Source organism: Paenibacillus sp. SEL3 (assembly GCF_054602585.1).
The window spans coordinates 2,686,728-2,708,952 of the sequence record NZ_CM137725.1; the positions used below are offsets into that span (position 1 = coordinate 2,686,728).

The 22,225-nt window shown below is 46.8% G+C and carries 21 protein-coding genes; 8 read left to right on the plus strand and 13 right to left on the minus strand.

Features of this window, described 5'->3' with window-relative positions; translation table 11 throughout:
• Nucleotides 1–256: 256 nt before the first annotated feature.
• From ACYCS5_RS12415 to ACYCS5_RS12425, 3 genes are read right to left on the minus strand one after another with little or no spacing between them, the layout of a single operon-like run.
• Entirely contained in the window at nucleotides 257–715 is a 459-nt protein-coding gene (locus ACYCS5_RS12415) for a DMT family transporter (RefSeq protein WP_165146139.1), read from the minus strand.
• 58 nt (nucleotides 716–773) lie between these two features.
• Nucleotides 774–1,478, minus strand: a complete 705-nt coding sequence (locus tag ACYCS5_RS12420) for a Crp/Fnr family transcriptional regulator (protein ID WP_165146136.1) — start codon at nucleotides 1,476–1,478, stop codon at nucleotides 774–776.
• 59 nt (nucleotides 1,479–1,537) lie between these two features.
• The gene (locus ACYCS5_RS12425) at nucleotides 1,538–1,963 is read right to left on the minus strand and encodes a DMT family transporter (RefSeq protein WP_165146133.1); all 426 of its coding nucleotides are present in this window, start codon (nucleotides 1,961–1,963) and stop codon (nucleotides 1,538–1,540) included.
• Nucleotides 1,964–2,198: 235 nt separating this feature from the next.
• Here ACYCS5_RS12425 and ACYCS5_RS12430 point away from each other — a divergent pair, with 235 nt between their 5' ends.
• Nucleotides 2,199–3,695, plus strand: coding sequence for a phospholipase D family protein (locus tag ACYCS5_RS12430; protein ID WP_459761130.1), 1,497 nt, complete (start codon nucleotides 2,199–2,201; stop codon nucleotides 3,693–3,695).
• A 35-nt stretch (nucleotides 3,696–3,730) separates the two neighbouring features.
• Here the strand turns inward: ACYCS5_RS12430 and cls are convergent, their stop codons facing one another.
• On the minus strand, nucleotides 3,731–5,242 hold the full coding sequence (gene cls, locus ACYCS5_RS12435) for a cardiolipin synthase (protein WP_459761131.1): 1,512 nt from the start codon (nucleotides 5,240–5,242) through the stop codon (nucleotides 3,731–3,733).
• Between the two features lie 204 nt (nucleotides 5,243–5,446).
• Here cls and ACYCS5_RS12440 point away from each other — a divergent pair, with 204 nt between their 5' ends.
• The 4 genes from ACYCS5_RS12440 to ACYCS5_RS12455 are packed head-to-tail and all read left to right on the plus strand — an operon-like array spanning nucleotide 5,447 to nucleotide 7,729.
• Nucleotides 5,447–6,040 carry a TetR/AcrR family transcriptional regulator gene (locus ACYCS5_RS12440; protein WP_069010026.1) on the plus strand — a complete coding sequence of 198 codons (594 nt, stop codon included), beginning with the start codon at nucleotides 5,447–5,449 and terminating at the stop codon, nucleotides 6,038–6,040.
• Between the two features lie 44 nt (nucleotides 6,041–6,084).
• Entirely contained in the window at nucleotides 6,085–6,426 is a 342-nt protein-coding gene (locus ACYCS5_RS12445; protein ID WP_013312354.1) for a DMT family transporter, read from the plus strand.
• Nucleotides 6,426–6,740: a DMT family transporter gene (locus ACYCS5_RS12450; RefSeq protein WP_165146127.1), complete on the plus strand. Its 315-nt coding sequence runs from the start codon at nucleotides 6,426–6,428 to the stop codon at nucleotides 6,738–6,740. The genes ACYCS5_RS12445 and ACYCS5_RS12450 overlap by 1 nt, the downstream gene beginning before the upstream one ends.
• Before the next feature lie 56 nt (nucleotides 6,741–6,796).
• Nucleotides 6,797–7,729, plus strand: a complete 933-nt coding sequence (locus tag ACYCS5_RS12455) for a 1-phosphofructokinase family hexose kinase (RefSeq protein ID WP_459761132.1) — start codon at nucleotides 6,797–6,799, stop codon at nucleotides 7,727–7,729.
• Between the two features lie 257 nt (nucleotides 7,730–7,986).
• On the opposite strand, the gene ACYCS5_RS12460 is transcribed toward ACYCS5_RS12455, so the two are convergent.
• Both ACYCS5_RS12460 and mobA read right to left on the minus strand, forming a co-directional pair.
• On the minus strand, nucleotides 7,987–8,601 hold the full coding sequence (locus ACYCS5_RS12460) for a LysE/ArgO family amino acid transporter (protein ID WP_165146121.1): 615 nt from the start codon (nucleotides 8,599–8,601) through the stop codon (nucleotides 7,987–7,989).
• 85 nt (nucleotides 8,602–8,686) lie between these two features.
• Entirely contained in the window at nucleotides 8,687–9,367 is a 681-nt protein-coding gene (gene mobA, locus ACYCS5_RS12465; protein ID WP_029518535.1) for a molybdenum cofactor guanylyltransferase, read from the minus strand.
• 198 nt (nucleotides 9,368–9,565) lie between these two features.
• Between mobA and ACYCS5_RS12470 the strand changes: the two genes are divergently transcribed.
• Nucleotides 9,566–10,774, plus strand: coding sequence for an MFS transporter (locus ACYCS5_RS12470; RefSeq protein ID WP_165146118.1), 1,209 nt, complete (start codon nucleotides 9,566–9,568; stop codon nucleotides 10,772–10,774).
• A 178-nt stretch (nucleotides 10,775–10,952) separates the two neighbouring features.
• Here the strand turns inward: ACYCS5_RS12470 and ACYCS5_RS12475 are convergent, their stop codons facing one another.
• Nucleotides 10,953–12,671 carry a glutamine--tRNA ligase/YqeY domain fusion protein gene (locus tag ACYCS5_RS12475; RefSeq protein WP_238437806.1) on the minus strand — a complete coding sequence of 573 codons (1,719 nt, stop codon included), beginning with the start codon at nucleotides 12,669–12,671 and terminating at the stop codon, nucleotides 10,953–10,955.
• 168 nt (nucleotides 12,672–12,839) lie between these two features.
• On the opposite strand from ACYCS5_RS12475, the gene ACYCS5_RS12480 reads away from it, so the two are divergent.
• Together ACYCS5_RS12480 and ACYCS5_RS12485 are read left to right on the plus strand one after the other, a co-directional pair.
• Nucleotides 12,840–13,565 (plus strand): copper amine oxidase, encoded by a 726-nt coding sequence (locus tag ACYCS5_RS12480; RefSeq protein WP_165146115.1) that lies wholly within the window; start codon nucleotides 12,840–12,842, stop codon nucleotides 13,563–13,565.
• Nucleotides 13,566–13,649: 84 nt separating this feature from the next.
• Nucleotides 13,650–14,198, plus strand: a complete 549-nt coding sequence (locus tag ACYCS5_RS12485; RefSeq protein ID WP_029518539.1) for a GNAT family N-acetyltransferase — start codon at nucleotides 13,650–13,652, stop codon at nucleotides 14,196–14,198.
• A gap of 97 nt (nucleotides 14,199–14,295) precedes the next feature.
• On the opposite strand, the gene ACYCS5_RS12490 is transcribed toward ACYCS5_RS12485, so the two are convergent.
• The 6 genes from ACYCS5_RS12490 to ACYCS5_RS12515 all read right to left on the minus strand — a co-directional run bounded on the left by ACYCS5_RS12490 (nucleotide 14,296) and on the right by ACYCS5_RS12515 (nucleotide 22,139).
• On the minus strand, nucleotides 14,296–14,790 hold the full coding sequence (locus ACYCS5_RS12490; protein ID WP_069010031.1) for a GNAT family N-acetyltransferase: 495 nt from the start codon (nucleotides 14,788–14,790) through the stop codon (nucleotides 14,296–14,298).
• 104 nt (nucleotides 14,791–14,894) lie between these two features.
• Nucleotides 14,895–16,145: an MFS transporter gene (locus tag ACYCS5_RS12495; protein ID WP_459761133.1), complete on the minus strand. Its 1,251-nt coding sequence runs from the start codon at nucleotides 16,143–16,145 to the stop codon at nucleotides 14,895–14,897.
• 46 nt (nucleotides 16,146–16,191) lie between these two features.
• A complete protein-coding gene (locus ACYCS5_RS12500) occupies nucleotides 16,192–18,324 on the minus strand; it encodes a molybdopterin-containing oxidoreductase family protein (protein WP_069010033.1) in 2,133 nt (710 codons plus the stop codon).
• A 371-nt stretch (nucleotides 18,325–18,695) separates the two neighbouring features.
• On the minus strand, nucleotides 18,696–19,529 hold the full coding sequence (locus ACYCS5_RS12505) for a formate/nitrite transporter family protein (protein WP_340886645.1): 834 nt from the start codon (nucleotides 19,527–19,529) through the stop codon (nucleotides 18,696–18,698).
• Nucleotides 19,530–19,916: 387 nt separating this feature from the next.
• A complete protein-coding gene (locus ACYCS5_RS12510; protein ID WP_340957138.1) occupies nucleotides 19,917–21,278 on the minus strand; it encodes an FAD-dependent oxidoreductase in 1,362 nt (453 codons plus the stop codon).
• A 384-nt stretch (nucleotides 21,279–21,662) separates the two neighbouring features.
• Nucleotides 21,663–22,139 (minus strand): glutathione peroxidase, encoded by a 477-nt coding sequence (locus tag ACYCS5_RS12515; protein ID WP_459761134.1) that lies wholly within the window; start codon nucleotides 22,137–22,139, stop codon nucleotides 21,663–21,665.
• Nucleotides 22,140–22,225 lie beyond the last annotated feature (86 nt).

Here is a 22,225-nt window from a genome sequence, read left to right on the forward strand (position 1 = left end):
CCTCATCCAAAGTCACTCTGTTTATTGTATCAAGTTCAAGAAGCACAAATAAGACCGTTCCCGAACACGGTAACCGATCTATTTATCGTCTCTTATACAAATATCGTAGCCCTTAAAGTGGTTATTTTAAGATACTTTCATTGTATCATGGATGGAAAAATATATACACGATCGTGAACATTTTTTCTTCCCCATAGATCATGTTCAAAATTTGCAATAAACCAGTTATTTTGGAAGCTCTACAGAAAAGCCGCCCCTAATTGAGCTGCCGCTTTTCTGCAAAATGTCCAAATTTAAACACAAGAATACCACCGATAATGACCAATACACCGATCAGCTTGTTAATGGTAAACGGAATTTTCTCTAATCCTAGCCATCCTAATGAATCCCACAACAGGGCGGTCCCTAATTGCGCTGTCAATACAATGGAGATCGCATAGGTCGGGCCAAGTCGTTTCATTCCTTGTACCAGACAGAACACAACACCGACACCAATCATGCCACTGAACCAGTACCACGGCTGCATATGCTGTAAAGCAAATGTATTTTCCCCTTCAAAAATAAGACTCCCGAGTAAGGAAGCCAAGAACCCTGTGCCCAGCACCAATGTTGTTGTGGCCCACGATCCTGTCCGTTCATTCACCTTATTATTGAATATCGTTTGCAGACTGACCAAGGCACCTGCGATAACCGCCAATACAATTCCTAATAACATATGTTAACTCTCCCTTGATGATCCTTGATATTCTTCTGTTTTTTACTACATGCTCCTATTACAATGATTCATAAATATTATGTCCTGCCAGTTCACTCAAACCTTTTCTGTCCCGAATGACAATATAGCCTTTTGTCCGTTCAACCCATCCATCTTCAATCATTTTGCGGATAACACGGTTGAGATGTCTATAGCTGGTTCCGATCAAATTCGCCACATCTACCAGACTGGATGCCCGTAATTCCTCATGAAAAGCTGTATTCGATTCGTCAAAAGAAACCGATAGCAGGTAGCTCGCCAGTCTGACTTCCACCGGATACATGAGATTAAAACTGGAAAAGTCGGAGTCCAGGCAAAACTTTCGCGTGACAACATCCAGCAGAAATTGCAGCAAAGGAGCATAGTCTCTGCCGTATTTGTTCATCCATTGGTGGTGAATACCGATCACATAGATCGGAGACACTGCCTCTACCGTGTTGATGACGTGACTACTCCGAATATATTCAACATCTCCTATGACCTCGATCGGTGTTTTGAAGCAAAGGATCAGGGTTTTCCCTTCTGTAGAACTGGTATAAATCTTGACCTTACCCTGCACCAGTATATATAAATGTTCAATAGAGTCCCCCTGTGAACAGAGCCGCTCCCCTTGCTCCAAACGATGCAACGACAAATAAGGATGTAGTGGCTCGTAGAGTATGGATTCCAACTCATGCAGCTGCAAAAAATATTTTAGCTGCTCTTGATCCTGAATTTCTCTCATTCCTAAGCTCACCTTCAATCTCTACATTCTAAGCTTTCTTCACAAGTTAAATTTCTATTTTAAAGCTTCAGAATAATTACACCCGCGATCATCATACCAATACCTATAAATTGTGGCAGCTTCATCTTTTGCTTCACTATACCGAACCAACCCTTGATATCTACCAGAAAGGTTAAACACAACTGCGCAATCAACAACGCCGAGATCGTGAACGTAACCCCAATATGTTGGATTGCCGTGACTTCGCTAAATATAATAATAGCTGCAAAGGCACCGCCCCAAAGATACATTGGCTTTACTTGTTTCATTTCAGCCATATTGCCATCCCTTGTAACCATCCAGACTAATGCTGCCAAAATAAAACCTATTAGCTGAGTAACAGTGGCCGCCTGCCATGTACCGATATCCTGACTAATCCGTGTATTCGCTACCCCCTGTAGCGTAATACACGCGCCTCCCAGAAAAGCAAACAAGATTCCTCTCATAAATCGTTATTCTCCCCATGTAAATGACTTTTCTATATATTAAATTATAGGGCAGTCTCTCTATAAAGGACATATGTCCTTAATGAATAGTAAAACATCCTCCATTTCATTCCATTCAGCATCCGCGTCAATCCTGCACACTTGCGTTAATAACTTGACAGTATCCCAACATAAAACTGCATGTTCCGGCACGGTAAAACGGAATGCAGCATTCAATTGAGGAGTTGATCGTCATATGATTACACGTGATCCGCTGCATTCTGTGCCGGAATATCAAAAAAGAACTAAAAAAAAGGGCCGTGCCCTTAAAATCGCCATTCTGGTACTTATCCTCTGGCTGATTGCCGTCATGCTGTACCAGACCCATAAACCATTGCCTCCGTTCGTCTCTTATGAGAGTCAGGAGTATTCAACCCATGAGGTAAACTTCTGGACGGATTTGACCTATCCCACCGGGAATGGTAATACTGCACAGCATGAAGGACAAATTTTGAATCGTATGCTCGGGATCATTGATGAAGCCGAGCAATTTATCGTCATCGATCTGTTTCTGTTCAACGACTATAAGCATAAAGGTCAGCACTTCCCCCAAGTTAGCGCACAAATGACCGATCATCTTATTGCCAAAAAGAAAGCTCATCCTGATATGCCTATCTTTTTCATTACAGATGAAGTCAATACCAACTATAATTCTGCTCCCAATCCTTTGTTGGAAAATATGAAGCGAGCAGGGATTCAAGTCGTGCAGACCGATGTAGATCCCTTGCGGGACTCTACGCCCATCTATTCGGCGGTGTGGCGTACCTTTTTCCAATGGTTCGGTCAGCAGGGCACAGGCTGGATTCCCAACCTGATGGCCAGTGACGGACCTGATGTTACGGCTCGCTCCTATCTTAAGCTGTTAAACGTCAAGGCCAATCACCGAAAATTGGTTGTCAACGAACAGACAGCGCTCATTTCTACAGGCAATGTGCATGACGCGAGCGCCTATCACTCTAATGTAGCGCTGGAGGTGAAGGGGCCCATCATCGGAGACATTTTACAAACAGAGCAGGCGGTGTTGGACTTTTCGGGCGGTGGGCAGCTTCCTGCCTATACACCACAGGCCGAACCCAAAGTTCCATCGAGTAAGGACAGCTACCGGATCAAATATCTAACTGAGGGCAAGGTGTACACCTCGGTTCTGGATGGCATCGGGCAAACGAAGAAAGGTGACAGCATTCATATGGGCATGTTTTATTTGGCTGACCGCAAAGTATTGAATAGCCTGCTGGATGCCTCTGCGCGCGGTGTAAACATCCAATTACTGCTGGACCCCAATGAAAACGCGTTTGGTCAGGAAAAAATCGGCATCCCCAATCGTCCGGTTGCCCAAGAGTTGTCCGATAAATCGGGCGGGAACATTCAAATTCGCTGGTATCATACCACCCATGAGCAATTCCATACCAAGCTGATTTATATCGCCAAGGCGCAAGGAGAGCATATCATTTGGGGTGGCTCTACCAATCTGACGCCCCGTAATCTGGATGATTTGAATCTGGAAAATGAATTGTGGGTGGCCGCTCCGGCGGACAGCAAGCTGACCCGACAGGTTGCGGCCTATTTCGATAAGCTATGGAATAATCAGGGGGCTGAATACAGCTTGGATCTAGCAGCTTACGAGGATCATTCAACATTTTGGAAAGATATTATATACCGTCTACAGGATATTTTAGGCTTTACTACATTTTAACTACCGAATAGTGCTGTAGCGAATTCGTTTATGACCTACAACAGCGGTGAAAGCAGCCGCGCGAGCGATTCCATCAAACGTTTGAACAGACGTTTTTTCATGAATTCTTCGGGTACGATCAGACTGGCAGAATGCAAATCTCGTTCGTAGTCTGTTACCATCTGCTGCACACTGTGCGTTTGAATTAACAGAGCGTTAACTTCAAAATTCAAATGAAAGCTACGCATATCCATATTGGCTGTCCCGATGGTCGCAACTTCCCCGTCAATGATGAGGAGCTTGGAGTGGAGGAACCCTTTTTCATATTCATATACCTTGACTCCAACCTCCAGTAACGACTGGAAGTACGAATGAGACGCGAGAAAAGGTAGCCATTTATCCGGTTTTGCGGGAAACAGAATACGTACGTCCAACCCGGACAAGGCAGCCATCCGTAAGGCAGTCAGGATATCTTCATCCGGGATAAAATAAGGAGTGGCAATCCAGACTGATTTTCGGGCGGACGTGATCATGGAGAAAAACAGATTTTTAAGCACTCTCCGCTCATTATCCGGGCCGCTAGCAATAATCTGCACGCCTCCGTCTGTAATGGGTTCAATACTGGGAGACAGATATTCGCTATCGAGCACCGACTCACCCGTCATGTGAAGCCAATCCTGTAGAAATATAAGCTGCAACGTCCGCACAGCTTCGCCCTTCACAATCATATGTGTATCACGCCAAAAGCCGTAGGCTTTGTTGCGGCTGAGATACTCATCTCCCACATTTAGACCACCAATTAATCCGATATTACCGTCGATGACTACAATTTTACGGTGATTACGATAGTTTACCCGGCTGGAGAAGAACAAGATCCGAGCGCCGCCGTACGCAACAACCTCTACTCCTGCATCTCTCATTTCTTTCAAAAATGACTTTGACAACTGAATACTGCCCACCGCATCGTACATAAACCGAACCTTAACACCCGCTTTAGCCTTTTCAATCAAAATTTTCTGAATGCTGGTACCGATATCATCCGAACGGAAAATGTAATATTCCATATGGATATGATGCTGCGCCTTGCGCAGCTCTTCTAGCAAAGTGGAGAAGGTTTCATCTCCATTGTTCAGAATTTGAGTTTCGGTCGCAAAATAAATCGGGGAGCGGGCCAGTCTGCGTGCCAAACGCATCAACTGCTGCTGTTCATCTGTAAAGCAGGTCAGATCCCGTTTGACTCGCAAAGCATCCTTTTCTATGCGGTCGTAAGCCTGTTGGTCACGCAATGCCTTTTTATCATACTTGCGACGCTTGAATACATTTTGCCCAAACAGAAAATAGAGAGGAAGTCCAACAACTGGCAGCAATGCCAGCAGCAAAATCCAGGACATCGTAGTGGAGGGATTACGATTCTCCGTAAAAATAATCAGACTGATGGAGATCACTGTCAGGGTGGAAAAAATACTGATGACAGTTCCTTCATTTTTGCCGATGTAATTAAACAAGCCAAAATAATAAATAATAAACACCATAGCCGCGATCAATACGGCTAGTAAGCTTCGCCTCATAACTAACCTCACTTCCAGTGGACTACATTCGACAAGTATTCTTCATTATATTGTACATGAGCCCCTTATTTCTTCCCACTTTTTTATTAAAATGTTGATAAAAAAATCCAAAGAAAAGCTTTATACAAAACACAATGATGCTGGGTTGACACTTACTTTTTTTCGTGCAAGAATAAACTAACGAACGTTAGGTAGGTGACAATAATGGGAATGGAAGAGATTCGAAAGGCCGCTCTTTTTCAATTTGCCACCAATGGGTATGAAGGAGCATCCTTGAGCAGTATTGCCGCTGAGGTCGGTATCCGAAAACCGTCTATATACGCGCATTTCCAAGGCAAAGAGGATCTGTTCCTACAGGTAGCGAGGTATGCTTTTCAAGAGCAGAATCTACGTATTTTCGAGTACTTTACGGAACGTAAAGATCAGCCGCTTAAGCATACCCTGCATGACTTCTTGTTTTGGATGGGACAGGAATATGAGAGCAACGACTCAGCCAAGTTTATGCTTCGCTTTTCCTTCTTTCCGCCTGTATCGTTGTATAACGAGGTGCTGGATATTGTTAATCCTTTTCTGGACAAAATGGAGCGAAAATTAACTCGTCACCTCCGTAATGCACGGGATCGGGAACCCTTTGGGCATATGGAGCCAGTGGATGTGGCTTTAGCCTTTATGACACTGGTGGACGGAGTCATGGTGGAGCTCCTGTACAGTGGAAGCGTCAACTACCACCGAAGACTGGACGCTGCATGGCCTATTTTTTGGCGTGGGATTACGTTAACCTCACCTCATGAAGCATGAAGCCGTCGAACTTATAAAATTTATTTTTGAGGAGAATATTCATCATGAATCGCAGTTGGATTTACGTCTTTGTTGGCGGCCTGATTGAGGTCGTATGGGTATCGGGTTTGAAGCATGCGGATTCTATACTCGCCTGGGCTGTAACCGTGCTGGCTGTGGTGGCCAGCTTTTATTTGATCATGAAGGCTGCGAAGCGTTTGCCTGTAGGCACGGTATATGCTGTATTTACTGGACTAGGGACAGGGGGAACGGTCGTAGGCGAAATGCTGCTATTCGGGGAACCGTTTCAATGGTCCAAAACGCTGTTAATCGCCCTTTTGCTGGCAGGTGTGGTCGGCCTGAAGTTAGTTACCGACCGTGATGTTCAGGAAGGGAGTGGCGCATAATGGCTTGGATTGCTTTGGTTATCGCGGGATGCTCGGAAGTATTAGGAGTCATCGGTATGAAGGGAGTTACGGTGGGCAAAGGCTGGAAGTCCTTAGTGCTTATGATCTTATCCTTTATTCTTAGCTTCTCTCTACTCAGCTATGCCATGAAAAGTTTGCCTATGGGGACTTCCTATGCGGTATGGACAGGCATCGGAACGGTTGGTAGCACGATTACAGGCATGTTCTTGTACGGTGAACAAAAAAGCGTACTGCGTGTCTTATTCATCGCCATGATTCTTGCCGCAGCATTGGGATTAAAGCTAATATCTTAGCATAAGCGAATGGCATCAAATGCTGCAAATTTTTGATCTTAAAGGAGTGGTGCCTTGTGATTACCACCGTAACGCTTAACGCAGCTGTGGATAAAATCTACACAGTTGCAGGCTTCGGTTTGAATGCCGTCCACCGCATTGAAGGCGGCCTGACGGTACCGGGCGGCAAAGGCGTGAATGCCGCCCGCGTCATCCGCTCGCTAGGCGAGCCTGTACGAGCGACCGGGTTTGCTGCCGGACACACCGGACGGCTGCTCATTGACGGGTTGAGTGCAGAAGGCGTAAGCGCCGATTTCATCGAAATGGCACATGGGGAAACCCGTCTCGCCATTACCGTGCTCGACCCGTCCGCGCGCACGCAGACCGAGCTGATTGAGAGCGGACCGACCGTTGGGCCGCTTGAATTAGCCGCACTGCGGCGCAAAATCGAGACCCTTGCCGAGGATTCGGCTTGGGTCGTATTCTCCGGCAGCCTGCCACCCGGCTGCCCGCCCGATCTATACGCCGAGCTGTGCACGCTAGCGAAGGCGCGCGGCGCGCGGGTGGCGCTGGACGCGAGCGGTGAGGCGCTGCGCTTGGGGATGCGCGGAAAGCCCGACCTCGTGAAGCCTAACGAGGACGAGGCCGCCCACTTTGCGGGAATCGACGCAGCGCGCCCGGATGCCGCTGAAGCGGCGGCAGCGAAGCTGCTGGAAGCCGGAGCGCAGCTGGCCGTTATCTCGCTCGGCGCGCGCGGGGCGCTGGCGGTAACGCATGATGCGCGCTACCGCGTGAGCCTGCCAGACGCGGACATTGTCAGCGCGCTCGGCAGCGGTGACGCCATGGTCGCCGGGCTGGTCACCGGCGCAGCTACGGGGCTGGATCTCCCTGCCATGCTACGGCAGGGAGCGGCCTGCGGCACAGCGGCAGCTCTGCACGCCATGGCCGGGAAGATCGAGCTCCAGGACGTGAAGCGTCTGGAGCAAGGCATTACGGTGACGCTGTTGTAATTCAGCGTCACTTTTTTTATTTCATCTACACATTCGCTCATTTTCATACCACAAACACAGTTGTTCCGATTCCGAATGTTCTATATTCCAACTATGCGCTTTTCCGATTTACAATCCATCCAACCCTCGGGACGCCCGAATTGCAGGCGGTGTAAATGGTGCAGGCTGTCTGGCCTTTATGCTATTTTTGATCGGTGTTCCCTTTGCATGAGCGGGGTGTTCGCTGTATTGAAGTTTTTCCTCTAACCAGGCTTGGGTCACATACTGGTAATGAAATTTATCGCCATATAAATGGCCAAGCCTAAAATAATCAGGGCCGATATTTTGTTGAGCACAGTCCCAAACTTCCCTTCTGAATCCATACGTCCCACGAGACGCCCCGCCGTTGCCAGACCAATAAACCATATCCAAGATACGGACACGGCGGCTAGACCAAAGGCCCAGCGTTCCACACCGTCATATTGAAGGGAGCTGGTTCCAATTACGCCAACCGTGTCAAGTATGGCATGTGGATTCAATAGCGATACGGAAGCAGCAAAAATCATCTGTTGTTTCGGCCGCATTGGCTGACTTTCTTCCGAAGAAGCTGCCTTCGATCTCCATAAAGTCCAGGCCATATACAGCAGAAACAAACAGCCCGCCGCATAGAGTACGTTCGTGAGCCATAGAAATTGCTGCAAAATAAGAGATACGCCCCCAACCGCAAGCGTAATCAGGATTGTGTCACAGACACCCGCCGTAATGACAGCAGGCAGTGCATTGCGAAACCGCGACTGGGACGCCCCTTGATTAAACACAAATACATTCTGTACTCCCAAAGGCAAAATCAAACCCAGCGCCAATAAAACAGCATGGATAATAGCTTCCAGCATAAATATATTCCCCCAAATTTAACCCATTATATTTCTCTGGTATTTTCTCTCCTAAATAGTCCTCGAACAGGAAGCTTGTACGTGCCTAATCCTCTTGCATTTCCTTTAAATTCTTCACGCTCTGCGTGGTCTGTTTTATACTATGCTTCAACTGCTCTATAGCAAGCTGGTAGTCCTGCGGATTGTTCATATTGAACACGGCCTTATGCCACATGTCCTCACTCACTCCCGGCAAATCTTCTACTGTCGCATAACGAACGTTCAGCTTGTCCAACCAATCGGTGAGACGAAGCCGTCCACTACGCAAACATTCCTCGGCAGACGGTAGCACGCTCCGATGGTATACAGCCAGCAACGGGTGTATACGTCCATCCATAGAAGGTATCACTGCTTGCAATGCTGGTTCCCTCGTTCCTTGCAACTCCGTCCACTTCTTAGTTACAGCGAGCAGATCATGTAGTACCTCTGGCTGTACAAAGGGCATATCACAAGCGACAACCATCCCCCACTCCGTAGTAGATGCAGATAATCCTGCATGGATACCGCTCAAGGGCCCCATGCCCCGAAAAACATCAGACACAGTTTCCATACCACTCAGGCCATATCCTTGGTTGTCACGAGTGACTACTACAACCCGCTGGGCCGCCTGCTGCAATGTAGTATACATCCGTTCAAGCATAGTGGCTCCATCAATCTCAAGCAGAGCCTTATCCTGTCCCATTCGTCTGGAACGTCCTCCTGCGACGATAATACCAGTCACTTTCACAAATATGCCCTCCTTTTTTTCTGAAAACAATTGCAAATGTGCATCATGAATTTTTTGAACAAAATTTAATTATTACATAATTGTTAATTAATTGGTTTGTTAACCCTTTCAACACATGATACATTGGAATAAAGAACCTCCCCACAGATCGGCATCGATGCGTAGTTCTCTATCGGGCTAAGAAAGGAATGGCTTGTCTTGCAAAAGAGAGAAATTCAAGAGACTCCTCTATATTCCTTAAAACTGTATAATTTTTTTCTATATGGAGCTATGGTCATTTTCTCCAGCTTCTTCCCGTTGTATCTGCAAGATATCGGCATGGACAAGCTGGAGATCGGGAGTCTGATGGCTATCGGACCTTTTGTATCCGTATTCGCGAACCCTTTTTGGGGCTATACAAGCGACCGGAGCCGTAACCTCCGACGTATTTTGCTATTTATGATTATAGGTACCTTGTTATTGCTGCAAGCTTTATTTCATGTCCATACGTATATCATGATTTATGTGTCAATGATTGGTTTTTATTTTTTTCAAAGCCCTTTATTTGCCCAAAGCAATAGCCTAATTCTCAGCTATATTGAGGGCACAGACCGGAAATTCGGCTCATTCCGTATATGGGGCTCCTTCGGCTGGGCTGTGACAGCGGCAGTTGCCGGCGTAGTTATTGACCAAACGGGGATATCCAGCATATCCACCATCTTTACGGTACTTCTTCTGGCTGCATTGATCTGCACCTTGTCGATTCCACCACTAAAAAGCTCTGTGGAGACAGCAACTATTCATTTGCGTGGCTTTGGCAGCGTTTTAATGAACGGATACTTTATATCCTTTATTTTATTGGGCATCCTTGTATCCATCCCGAATTCGATCAACAGCGCCTTTATGTCCCTGTACATCACCGAGCTGGGTGGGTCCAAACAGATGCTTGGTTTTGCTGTTTTTATGTCATCGGTATTCGAAATTGTTGTATTTTTGCTGTTTGATCGCTTCTTGAAGAAAAAGATGACCGTGATGGTAGGTTGTTTGGCACTCGTCAGTTTGCTGTTTGCCTTACGGTGGGAACTGATGGCTCTGGCCACAGACCCGATTCAGATCGTGTTTATTCAGGCACTTCATTGCGTCACCTTCGGTGGATACTTCTATGTAGGCACCCAGTTGACCGTCCTATTTACCCCTGCAGCATACCGATCATCCGGACAGGCCGTATATACCTTGACCTGGAGTGGTATATCCGGTATCGTAGCAGGTTTTGCGGGAGGTTGGCTATTCCAGAACTTTGGTGGAGAAATGATGTACCATGCAGGGGTCTTTTTCGCCCTACTTGGCTCTGCGGGATTTGCCATTATGTGGTACATGCTGTACAAGAACGGTTATCAGCCAGGACTGCCAGCGGGCACAAACGAATAGAAAGTGCCCCTTAACAACACTAGAGGAATGAGGTATCCCCTCTTCCCTTCTGGCTTGTTAGCAAGTATCGTCAAATGTATAAAGAGCGTGCATGCGTAAAATAAAGGAGTCTGCCAACGGCAGACTCCTTTTCAACTGGTCGCACGAAGCTACCATCTCTCCCACACTTTCCAACAGCCTATTGCTTAGGCAATTGGAAAGAGCTTTTCAACGATACAACACGGTTAAATACAGGCTGACTCGGTTTGGAAAGCTTCGGATCGACACTGAAATAACCATGACGGAAAAATTGGAACTTGTCCTGTGATTGAGCTTCTTTCATGTTCGGCTCGACATAGCCATGAGCAATTTCCAATGAGTTCGGATTCAATTGGTCAAGGAATGTTTTTTCTGATGCATCCTCTTCAATCTCTTCCGTGTCCTCTGCGTTAATCAAAGGCTCATACAAACGGAATTCGGCAGGAACCGCTTGAGTAGCCTCTACCCAGTGGATCGTGCCTTTCACTTTACGTCCAGTAAAGCCTGATCCGCTCTTGGTTTCTACATCATAGGTACAGTGGATTTCCGTTACATTTCCGTCTGCGTCCTTAATCACATCGTTGCATTTAATGAAGTAAGCATGTTTGAGACGTACTTCATTACCAGGGAACAAACGGAAGTATTTGCTCGGCGGATTCTCCATGAAGTCCTCACGCTCGATATAAATTTCCCGGGAAAACGGAATTTGACGTGTACCGAGTTCCGGATTTTCCGTATTATTTTCCGCCTCCAGCATTTCAACTTGTCCTTCAGGATAGTTTGTGATAACCACCTTCAACGGATCTATGACTGCCATGGTGCGAGGTGCCTTAAGCTTCAAATCCTCACGTACAAAATGCTCCAGCACCTGCAAATCGATGACTCCGTAGGCTTTGGAAATACCTGTCTCATATACGAAGCTGCGGATGGCCTCCGGTGTATAGCCGCGACGACGTAAACCGGAAATCGTCGGCATACGAGGATCATCCCAACCATCTACGTGCTTTTCATCGACCAGAAGCTTAAGCTTACGTTTGCTGGTTACGGTTTGGGCCAGGTTCAGCCGTCCAAATTCATATTGGTGCGGTACCTTTTCCATCTCACATTCAGCTACAACCCAATCGTACAGCGGGCGCTGATCTTCGAATTCCAGCGAACAGAGTGAGTGCGTTACTCCCTCAATCGCATCTTCCAGCGGATGAGCATAGGAGTACATTGGATAGATACACCATGTGTCGCCTGTATTGTGATGTGCTGTGTGTGAAATACGGTAAATAATCGGATCACGTAAATTAATGTTTCCCGAAGCCATATCAATTTTGGCACGCAACACCTTTTCACCATTTTGGTATTTGCCTGCACGCATCTCTTCAAATAGCTTCAGATTATCTTCCACACTGCGATCCCGATAAGGACTATTTTGCCCCGGTTCGGTCAGTGTGCCACGAGTTTCACGGATTTGGTCCGCGCTTTGATCATCCACATAAGCTTTACCCTTTTGGATCAGCAGGATGGCACGCTTGTACATTTCTTCGAAATAATTGGAGGCAAAGTGTTTTTCCTCCCATTCATAACCGAGCCACTTCACGTCCTCTTGAATGGAGTTCACGTATTCCGTGTCTTCCTTCGCCGGATTGGTGTCGTCAAAACGCAGATTGGTGCGTCCTCCGAATTCATCTCCTAACGAGAAATTGATCCAGATAGCTTTGGCATGTCCAATATGCAAATATCCGTTTGGCTCAGGCGGAAATCGTGTAACAACCTCCTTTACCTTACCCGTACGTAGATCTTCTTCAATAACATTTTTAATAAAATTGGGGGGAGTGATCGGCTTCTCCACGCTAATCAACCTTTCTTCCGTATAATCTGTGTAAAACATGTTCCCTTAAATATACCCTTTCACACCGCATAACTCAATAAAATGAAAATCCTTATGCTCTCTTCAGCAAAAAAAGTGACAAGTTATGAAAAAGAGTTAACATTTTCGGCAAATAAATTCGTTATAGTGTATATATCTTTTATTTTGCCCGGAAAAGGAGACCCACCCGTGTTTAAGCTGCTCATTGTGATCCTGCTGTCTATGCTTTTGTCCTCTTCCGTCATGACTTCCGGCCATCCTTCACCGGACCCGGTGAACGGAACTGTACAATCTCGTCCACTAGCCAGCGCTCCAGAAGACTCATCCGTCCGCTTATATGCTGTTAGTCCGTCACAGGGATTATTCCATTCAGCTGTATTGGAAATCGGCCAACAACGCCACACATTCCGATGGTCGGGCTCGGCAGATATTTCCACCGCACCACAATTATACTATAGGGATGTGAACGGGGATGGTGTGCGTGAAGCCGTCGTGGTCCTCACGCGTGCCTCGGGAACGGGTGTCGAATTGCAGGAGTTGCATATTGTTAACGCACGGACGATGGAAGAATATGCAGTCGAATCGGCAGCAGATGCTGTGTCCCAGCGCGTTCACAGCTCAGTGGAGCCACGTGACCACAACCGCCAGGTTCATATTGCTGTCACGATTGACGGTGTCACACACACGATGGACCCTAAAGCATCAGTATTTTACGATGATCCAGCCCAATTTACAAAGCATCTCGATTTTAGCTCTGTCGTAATGTATGATGCCGAACAGCTTCCTCTGCAAGCCACTGTATCTGGCAGTGTATCCCCAACCGAATTTGTAGGGGATTTGGATCTGAGATATGTATACGAGCATGAACGGTTCCGGGTGGGACCTATTGAATTTGAAGCTTCCTCTCCCTTTTGACGACTCTCGCAGAATAAGGTAGCATGGGATTAAATGCTAGACTGGCTGGTTTAGCGATTTTCCGAGTGAAAGAGGGGATCAATCATGTTTACATATGCGTTGGACGAACGCACAGTCCTTCGGCCGCTCACCAAGGAGCATGTGCAGCCTCTGTTTGAGCTGATCGAAATGTCCCGTGACCGCCTGCGTCAATGGCTTCCATGGGTAGACTCTACCACGGAAATCAGCCACACAGAGCAGTTCGTGCAGGGCGCCTTGAAACAAGCCGCAGAGAACGGTAGTCTGACCGCCGGAATTTGGATAGACAACGAGCTTGCTGGCATCATCAGCTACCATGAGATCAATTGGACTCACCGCTCCGTTAGCATCGGATACTGGCTTGGACACGGGTACGAAGGACAAGGTCTAATGACCAGCGCCTGCCGCGTATTCGTTGAATATGCTTTGATGGAGCTGGACTTGCATCGGGTCGAAATCCGCTCTGCAACGACGAACCGCCGCAGCCGCGGTATTCCGGAACGTTTGGGCTTTGTGCTCGAAGGCATTGTACGCGAAGCGGAATTGCTGCCCGACGGCTACATGAACCACGCAGTGTACGGTATGCTCCAAAATGAATGGAAGCAACTTCGGTAATATTGTATTGTACAACAACGCCGCAGACCTGCTCAGGTCTGCGGCGTTGTTGGTTTAGGCCGGGCATACAACCGAATTGCTGTCTGTAGCCTCCCGCCTATTTTAAGAAATAGGCCATTAACACATCATCTACGAATTGGCCTGCTATGTAAAACTCCTCATGCAAACGTCCTTCAATCGCGAAACCACTTTTTTCATAAAACATAAGGGCTTCCGTGTTGCATGAGAGTACACGCAAACTCAACTTACGTATGCCCTCCGCAGCTGCAATATCCTTCATGGAGTTCATGAGCGCTGTCCCAATGCCTTTGCGATGATAAGCTGGATGTACAGCTATATTTATTTCGAGTACATGACAATTACTAGCCAACAGCGTTGGAGGACGAAATCCAATATACCCGCAGAGTACTTCCTGTTCGATGGCGACCAGTTGAGAGCCTGGAGGCGTATTACGCAGAAACTCCCCGCGCGACTTCCAGGACAGCGAAGCGGGAGCCGTGCGTTCATTCCATACCAATTCATCCAGCGCAATCAGATCAGGAGCATCCTTCATCTCCGAATGACGTATCGTCAAGAGTTGACTTGTAAACAATTCCTTTCAATCCTTCCTGTGAAGGCTTTCCTGAAGCAATAACTACAATCATCCGTCACTTATTGTACCATAATTACAGCATAATACTGCATTTTTATTAGGACTTAAGAACTGGGAACATCCGCCTTGGACGTCATAGTATTCAAAGTATCCGAATGATGCCGGAAACGGTTCAACCAGCTGTGCAGGACGAAAAACAGGATCGACAACACCGCTACGCCTGATGCAAGCCAAAGTGTAGGCGGTAACCCACCGCCATCATACAACTTCCCCATAATATAAGGCCCCATTACCCGTCCGGCTGCGCCAATGCCCCCCACAAGCCCAATGTAAAAGGGTGCACCCCGACCTCCATGATCAGACAGGAATGCTGGAACCGCAGGTGCAATCAGCATTTCTCCCAGGGTCGCCAGAACCATAGCGAATATCATTCCAGTATAGTTCTGTGTGCCCAGCATGACAATATAAGCCGCCAAATAAAATCCTCCGGCCCATGTCATGTGCGCTGAAGCGTGATGAGCGTACAGTCGTTTTATCCAAAAAATAATGGGTTGTGCGGCAAAAATAAGGATACCATTCAGTGTCCATAGTAACCCATACATCGTTTTAGGCAAGCCCTGCTCAATAATATGGGGAGACACTCCTGTATTCCAGATCGAATTGCCGAACCATAAAAAAAGTGAGCCTAACCCCACAAAGAGATACAATCTGGTATCACGAAACAGCAAACGAGCTGGGATTTCCTCTCTTTTCTTCACAGACTTGCTGAGCTGTACTTCCCCCTCTTCCCGATCCACCCTACTTAGATAAGACCAGAAGAATCCGGCAAATACCGCAGAAGTCACTCCATTCATCACAAAGCTGAGCTGATAGGAAAGGTCCGCCAGAACGCCACTCAATCCCGTACCCACTGCCACCCCAATATTGTTAGCGACATAAATAATATTAAACAGCTCTCCACGACGGTCAGCGAAACGAAAACCTACAAACGCCTGAATCGCAGGTACAGATACGACATTAAAAAAGCCGATAAAGCCCATCATGATGACAAACGCTACCCAATGACCGCTGGTAAATGGAAGCGCGAGAAGTCCCAGCGCGTTCATCGCGAGCGAGCCAACAATCAGTTTCTTGGCTCCAATACGGTGATAGAGGGCTCCGCCCAGCACTTGACCAAAAATTCCGCCCAGAGACTGCACTAAAATCGCAATTCCTGCATCTCCCATACTACGGTTTAGCTCGTCAAACACATACATGCTAACCAACGGCCACATCAGGGAACTTCCAGCAGAATTAATCAGGCTAGCAATGAGAAACACTTTCACTTCTTTCGGATAAGACTCCAACCATTTCATATCTTTTGTTTCTCCTTTTGCATCTGACGCCATAAAAGGCATAATCTCATTGGCGCTTCACATTCACCACCGTTGAGAAGAAAGTAGCCCCCTGTCCCATATCCGACAGCCGATCAGAGGTTAACACATTGACACGCTGTCTGCGTCCTTTGCCTTCCCACCATAATCCCTGACTAATCACTGTACCGGGCAGCATCAGATCGGTGACTTTGGCTTTCAGCTCATACGTCCCCCGATCATTCCATACGGTAACCGGCTCCCCGTCCGCGATGCCTCTTGTCTGAGCATCCTCCGGGTGAATTTGTAGCAAAGGCTCCCGCTCCAGTCGCTGATGCTTGGGCAAGTTAGCGAAAGTAGAATTCAGAAAATTATGGTTTGGCGGTGAAATAAACATTAATGGATACCGCTCGTCCGCTTGCGGTCGGTGCTCTCCGTCGTACCCTTCAATCAGCGGCACATAAGAAGGCATCGCGGGCAGACCTGCTTGTTTCATTTTTTCCGAATATAGCTCAATCTTGCCTGAAGGCGTGGTTAAACGATCCAAATAAGTGGCCTTTGGCGTCATATCAAGCTTTACAAAAGGTGACTTCTTTAAGGATTCCAAGGTCACACCGTTGAGATAAGGGTTCGTTGGATTATCAAGCGCGCCTGCGATCATCTCCTCTTCACTTTCCGTAAAGGCAGCTTCATCAAAGCCCATTGCCCGTCCGAGCAGGCTAAACAGCTCATAATTGCTTTTGCTTTCCCCAAGCGGATCAATGACGGGCTGCTGCATTTGGATATAGTGGTGCCAGTACGATTTGTATAGATCTGTTCCTTCAAAAGAAGACGCGGCAGGCAGCACAATATCTGCATAGCGGGCCGTATCGGTTAGGAATAGGTCATGAACGACTGTGAACAAATCCTCTCGTTCAAATCCTTTAGTCACCCGTTCCGAATCGGGGGCTACAACTACCGGATTACTGCAATATACGAATAACGCCTTAATCGGCTGTTCCTTCTGTAGCAGCGCTTCTCCGATCCGGTTCATGTTAATCATCCGGGCATCCGGGTTCTGTCGCAGATCAGGACGCTCCAGATGGGCGCTGTTAATCTTGGCATAAGCGCCGTTGGAGCGTGACGCTCCCCCGCCGTGCTTCAGCCATTGTCCAGTGAGCGCAGGCAAGCATGTAACCGCACGTACGTTCATACCGCCATTATCATGATGCTGAAGCCCATTACCGATATTGATATACGCTGCTCTCGCAGTTCCGTACATTTCCGCCAAACGGATAATATCCGCTTCCGGCACGCCGGTAATCCGCGAAACCCGCTCTGGTGTATAGGTCTTAACATGCTCGCGCAGTTCCTCATGACCTACTGTGTAGCGATGTAAAAATTCGTCGTCCGTCAGTCCTTGAGCGAACAGTACATTCATAACACCCAGCGCGAGCGCTGTATCCGTCCCCGGATATAACGGAATGAACCAATCCCCCCATTGCGCCGTCCGGTTACGATGAACGTCAATAACGACCACCTTAGCACCTTTTTTACGTGCTTTCTCAGCCAAAACGACCTGATGCATGTTGGTGCTAATGACATTACCACCCCACACAATAATGAGGTCTGCATCCTCCGTGTCCTCCGGGCTGGTGCCGCCCTTAAAACCCATAACGGACGCCCAGCCTTCATTCCCAGCCACGCTGCAAATCGTCTGATCCAGTTGGCTTGAACCCAGCGCATTAAAAAATCGGCGATCCATTCCATCCACACTCAATACGCCCATATTGCCATAAAAGCTGTAGGGGAGAATAGATTCCGGTCCGTCCGTACGGATCAGCTCCTTGAACCGACCTGTAATGGTATTGACCGCCTCCTCCCAGCTAATTCGTTCAAACTTCCCTTCTCCTTTGGGGCCTATACGCTTCAACGGATAGAGCACCCGATCAGGATCATATACCCGCTCCGTCATATTGCGAACTTTGTTACAAATAGCCCCTTTGGTAATGGGATGATCTGGGTTTCCAGTCACCTTGATTATCTTTCCTTTTTCCTTGTGAAGCAGGAGCCCACACGTATCCGGGCAATCTAACGGGCATACAGCCGGAAAAATACCGTCCTGCTGCTCCGTCATCCGCTGTCCCCCTTGTAAGTCTTGTTGAAGCGTGGCCTCACGAGGCGCGCTATTGCGATGATCCATAGTGTTGATGCTCCTTTCCGTTACCGTTTCCAAAAATTACACTGATCTTATCATATCCACAGCTTTGGCCGATGGCAAGAGAAGGATTTTCCCACACAGCCGCTCTCCAAAATATTAAAAAAATCCGTCTGCTGCATAGAGCAAAACGGATTTTTTAAGAATCATAATTTTTTTCAACATCCTGTTTCAGCATATCTTACTGAGGGTAAAAAAGATCAAGGCATCATGGACGAGCGCACACTCATCCTCCATGCCAAATCATGGACCACTCCCAAAAAAATCCGCCATGACAGGTTACGTTCCCCCGGGCCTGTCATGGCGGATTTGCTTTGTTCATTGCTGTTTAAAGTACCATGATTAGGTAGGATCAATCAACGGATTGGATGTGCAACCGAAGAAGTAGTTGGAGATTCATTCACTGGATGTGCGCTGGCTTGAGGCTTTTTCAGATAGGCCAACCAGTAGGCTCCAGCCACAAACAGGCTACCTCCTACCAAATTCCCCAGCCAGACCGGAATGAAGTTCATAACATAATCTGCCCATGAAAAGTGGCCTGCAAAAATAGCCGCCGGAATGAGAAACATATTGGCAACAACGTGCTGAAATCCAATAGCCACAAAGGCCATGGTCGGGAACCAAATCCCCATAATTTTGCCGCCAATGGAGTCTGTGCTATATGCCAACCATACAGCCAGTGCTACGAGCCAGTTACATCCTATACCCGATATAAAAGACTGCAAAAAGCTTTCGTGTAGCTTATGTCCTGCCATATCCACCACTTTGTCCAGATAAGGGCCCGTTTCTGTCAAACCCAGCACATGCCCAAAGAAAAATGCAACGAATAACGCACCTGCAAAATTACTGAGCGTAATAATCGCCAAATTACGAAGCATGACTCCTGTCTTAATTCGTCCTGCCCATCTCGCCAAAGGGACCGCCATCATATTGCCGGTCAGCAATTCTCCGCCTGCGATCAAAACTAATACCAGACCAATAGGGAACACCGCAGCTCCAATAAAGGTGGCAATGCTTCCCCATTCTTTAGGCGCACTTGCAATAACACGTATATCCAGCAAAAACCCGAGTGCAATAAATGCACCTGCCAAAAATCCCAGTACCACCGCCACAGTCCACGGGTTGTTCGCCTTGGCCACTCCTGTTTCCACCGTCTTTTCAGCAATTTGCCCCGGTTTATAGCTCGCCATATATCCCCGCTCCTTTAATATCTATTCACTAAAATATTCTTCTTTCATATTTTATTTAAAATCAGTGATTAAGTTTGTGAAAAAAATCACTTTCGTAACTATAAAAAAAACAGCCCCTGAAAAAAGGACTGTTTTTCTGTATTATTACATCTACTGCGCTACTACGCGCTTTACATTTAATTGTATTCTTCCTTTTCAACTGCTCTTAAGAACCAAAGAACTCCACCGAGGCCTATCAGCGCCACGACTACAAGAAAAAGGATATAAAACAAACCCATAAGCTACTTCCCCCCTGATCCTTATGCTACTCTATATTGTACTATAAGGATTCATCCGTACGCCTCAGATTGTTGACAAACTTATGAACAATGTCACAGACAAATCTAATTATACAGTAACTGGGTTCCGTTCGGATATTGTAGGCAAAGCTTGTAAACCTGCCGCGTTCAAGAAATTCCAAGGCTTGTTATAATGCGGCTGGAAGAAGAAATCGACAAAGGCCAACTGGTCAATAGTCATATGGTTTTGAATGGCTACGGATAGCGTGTTAATGGATTGCGTCAAATCCACCTTCGACATAATTTGAGCACCCAGAATTCTTCGCGTCTCCTGCTCATATACCACTTTCAGTAACACTTTTTCGGAGGTTGGCATAAATTCAGGTCGGTAGCTGTCCTCAATGGTTACAGCTTCTACAGTCATGCCTTCGTCTGTTGCCGCAGCTTCCGTCATGCCTGTTCCTGCGATATTGTCTTCGTAAATTTTGATACCCGAAGTTCCTTGGGTTCCCATGTAGGCAATGGTTGGTTGCACCAGATTACGTGCCACCAGCGTACCCATACGAACTGCGTTGGTTGCCAAAGGGATATAAGCCGTTTTGCCGGTCGGATTATAGCGAATTGCACAACTGTCGCCTGCTGCAAACACGTCCGGGCAACTACTTTGCATATAGTTATCCACAATGATCGCACCGTTAGGCAACATATCTACCTGACCTTTGAGCAGATCCGTTTGAGGTCGGAAACCGATGCAGAGAATAACAAGCTCTGTTTCATATTCTCCTTTAGAGGTCACGACTTTACTTACCTTACCGTTCGTACCCTCAAAACGACTCACCGTCTCGCCAAGTACCAGCTTAATGCCATGTTCCTTCAGTGAACTTTCAATCCGGTCTGTATACTCATGGTCCAAATACTTATTCAATATACGATCAGCACTGTCGATCAGCGTTACATTTTTACCATTCATTTGGAAAGCTTCTACCAATTCAACACCAATGTATCCAGCTCCCACGACTGTAATGTTCTGTACGTGCTGGGCTTTCTCAATGATATCATTGGAATGATTATAGTTTTTACAGAGCAAGATATGATCAAGTTCAATGCCTTCCAGCTTTGGAATAATGGGCCATGATCCCGTGGTCACAATTAGTTTATCAAATGTGTCTGTAAATTCCTCACCTGTTTGGAGATTACGGGCATGCAGCGACTTGCCAGCCGTATTCACACTCGTTACCTCATGAAGCATCTTGGTCACTACACCCAAGTCAGACAGTTGATCTGGAGACGAATAAAACAGGCCGTGCGGATCTTTGACGACACCACCTACGTACAGCGCAATACCACAAGATAAAAATGAAATATTATCATTACGCTCGTAAACGGTAATTTCTGCATCTGGATAACATTTAGCTGTGTTAACGATAGCTGCTGTGCCTGCGTGTGTACATCCGATAACTGCTACTTTCATGTTGAATTCCTCCTTGGTGTGTGGGCATAAACTGTATAATAATTGTGAATAGTTTCACGTAAACAGCTCGTTAGTGTTTGTGATTTATTTCACTTCATGCGCTTATTATAGTGTGATATTTTTCACATTACAATAGCTTTTTGTGATATTCACAATTTGTCCACATTTAAAAAAGAAAGGATATACGAGATCAACTGTTTGCTGAAATGTTTTTTTGCTCCATTCAGTTTCCCCTGTAGGCGGCCTGATTATGCCCATGACTTTTACATGATACTCCCCCCTTAGACAAATGCACATGTAGAGAACAAAAAAAGGTCCGCTTCCCGGAGACATGCCGGAAATCAGACCTTTTTAAACATATATTTTGGAATGAAGGCAAAGCTACTATAGCAATTGCTCAATGGCTGCTTTCATCGCTTCTGGTGACTCCTTCGGTTCAAAACGACCCACAGGTACACCTTCACGATTCACAATGAATTTCGTAAAATTCCACTGAATTGTCCCATCTTCCTGTTCTCCAGGCTGTTGCTTTTTCAAATATTCAAACAGAGGCGCTGTATCCGGTCCATTGACGTCCACTTTGGCGAATACGGGGAAATTAACCCCGTAATTCAGTTGGCAAAATTCAGCCGCTTCCTCGCTGCTGCCCGGCTCCTGACCGCCAAATTGGTTGCAAGGAAAGCCTAATACAACTAATCCCCGATCCTTATATTCGTCATAAAGCTTTTGCAAATCCCCATATTGCGGGGTAAGTCCGCATTTACTGGCGGTATTCGCAATAACCAGCACCTTACCAGCGTAAGTATTCAGAGAAACCTCCTGATTCGCTGATGTTACGGCATTATGTGAATAGACAGACATACAGCATCCTCCTTCGTGTCACTTGGTTTAGGTTACATAACCTATTTTAACCAAAAGGTGACGGACATGCCAACATCCACAGAGAC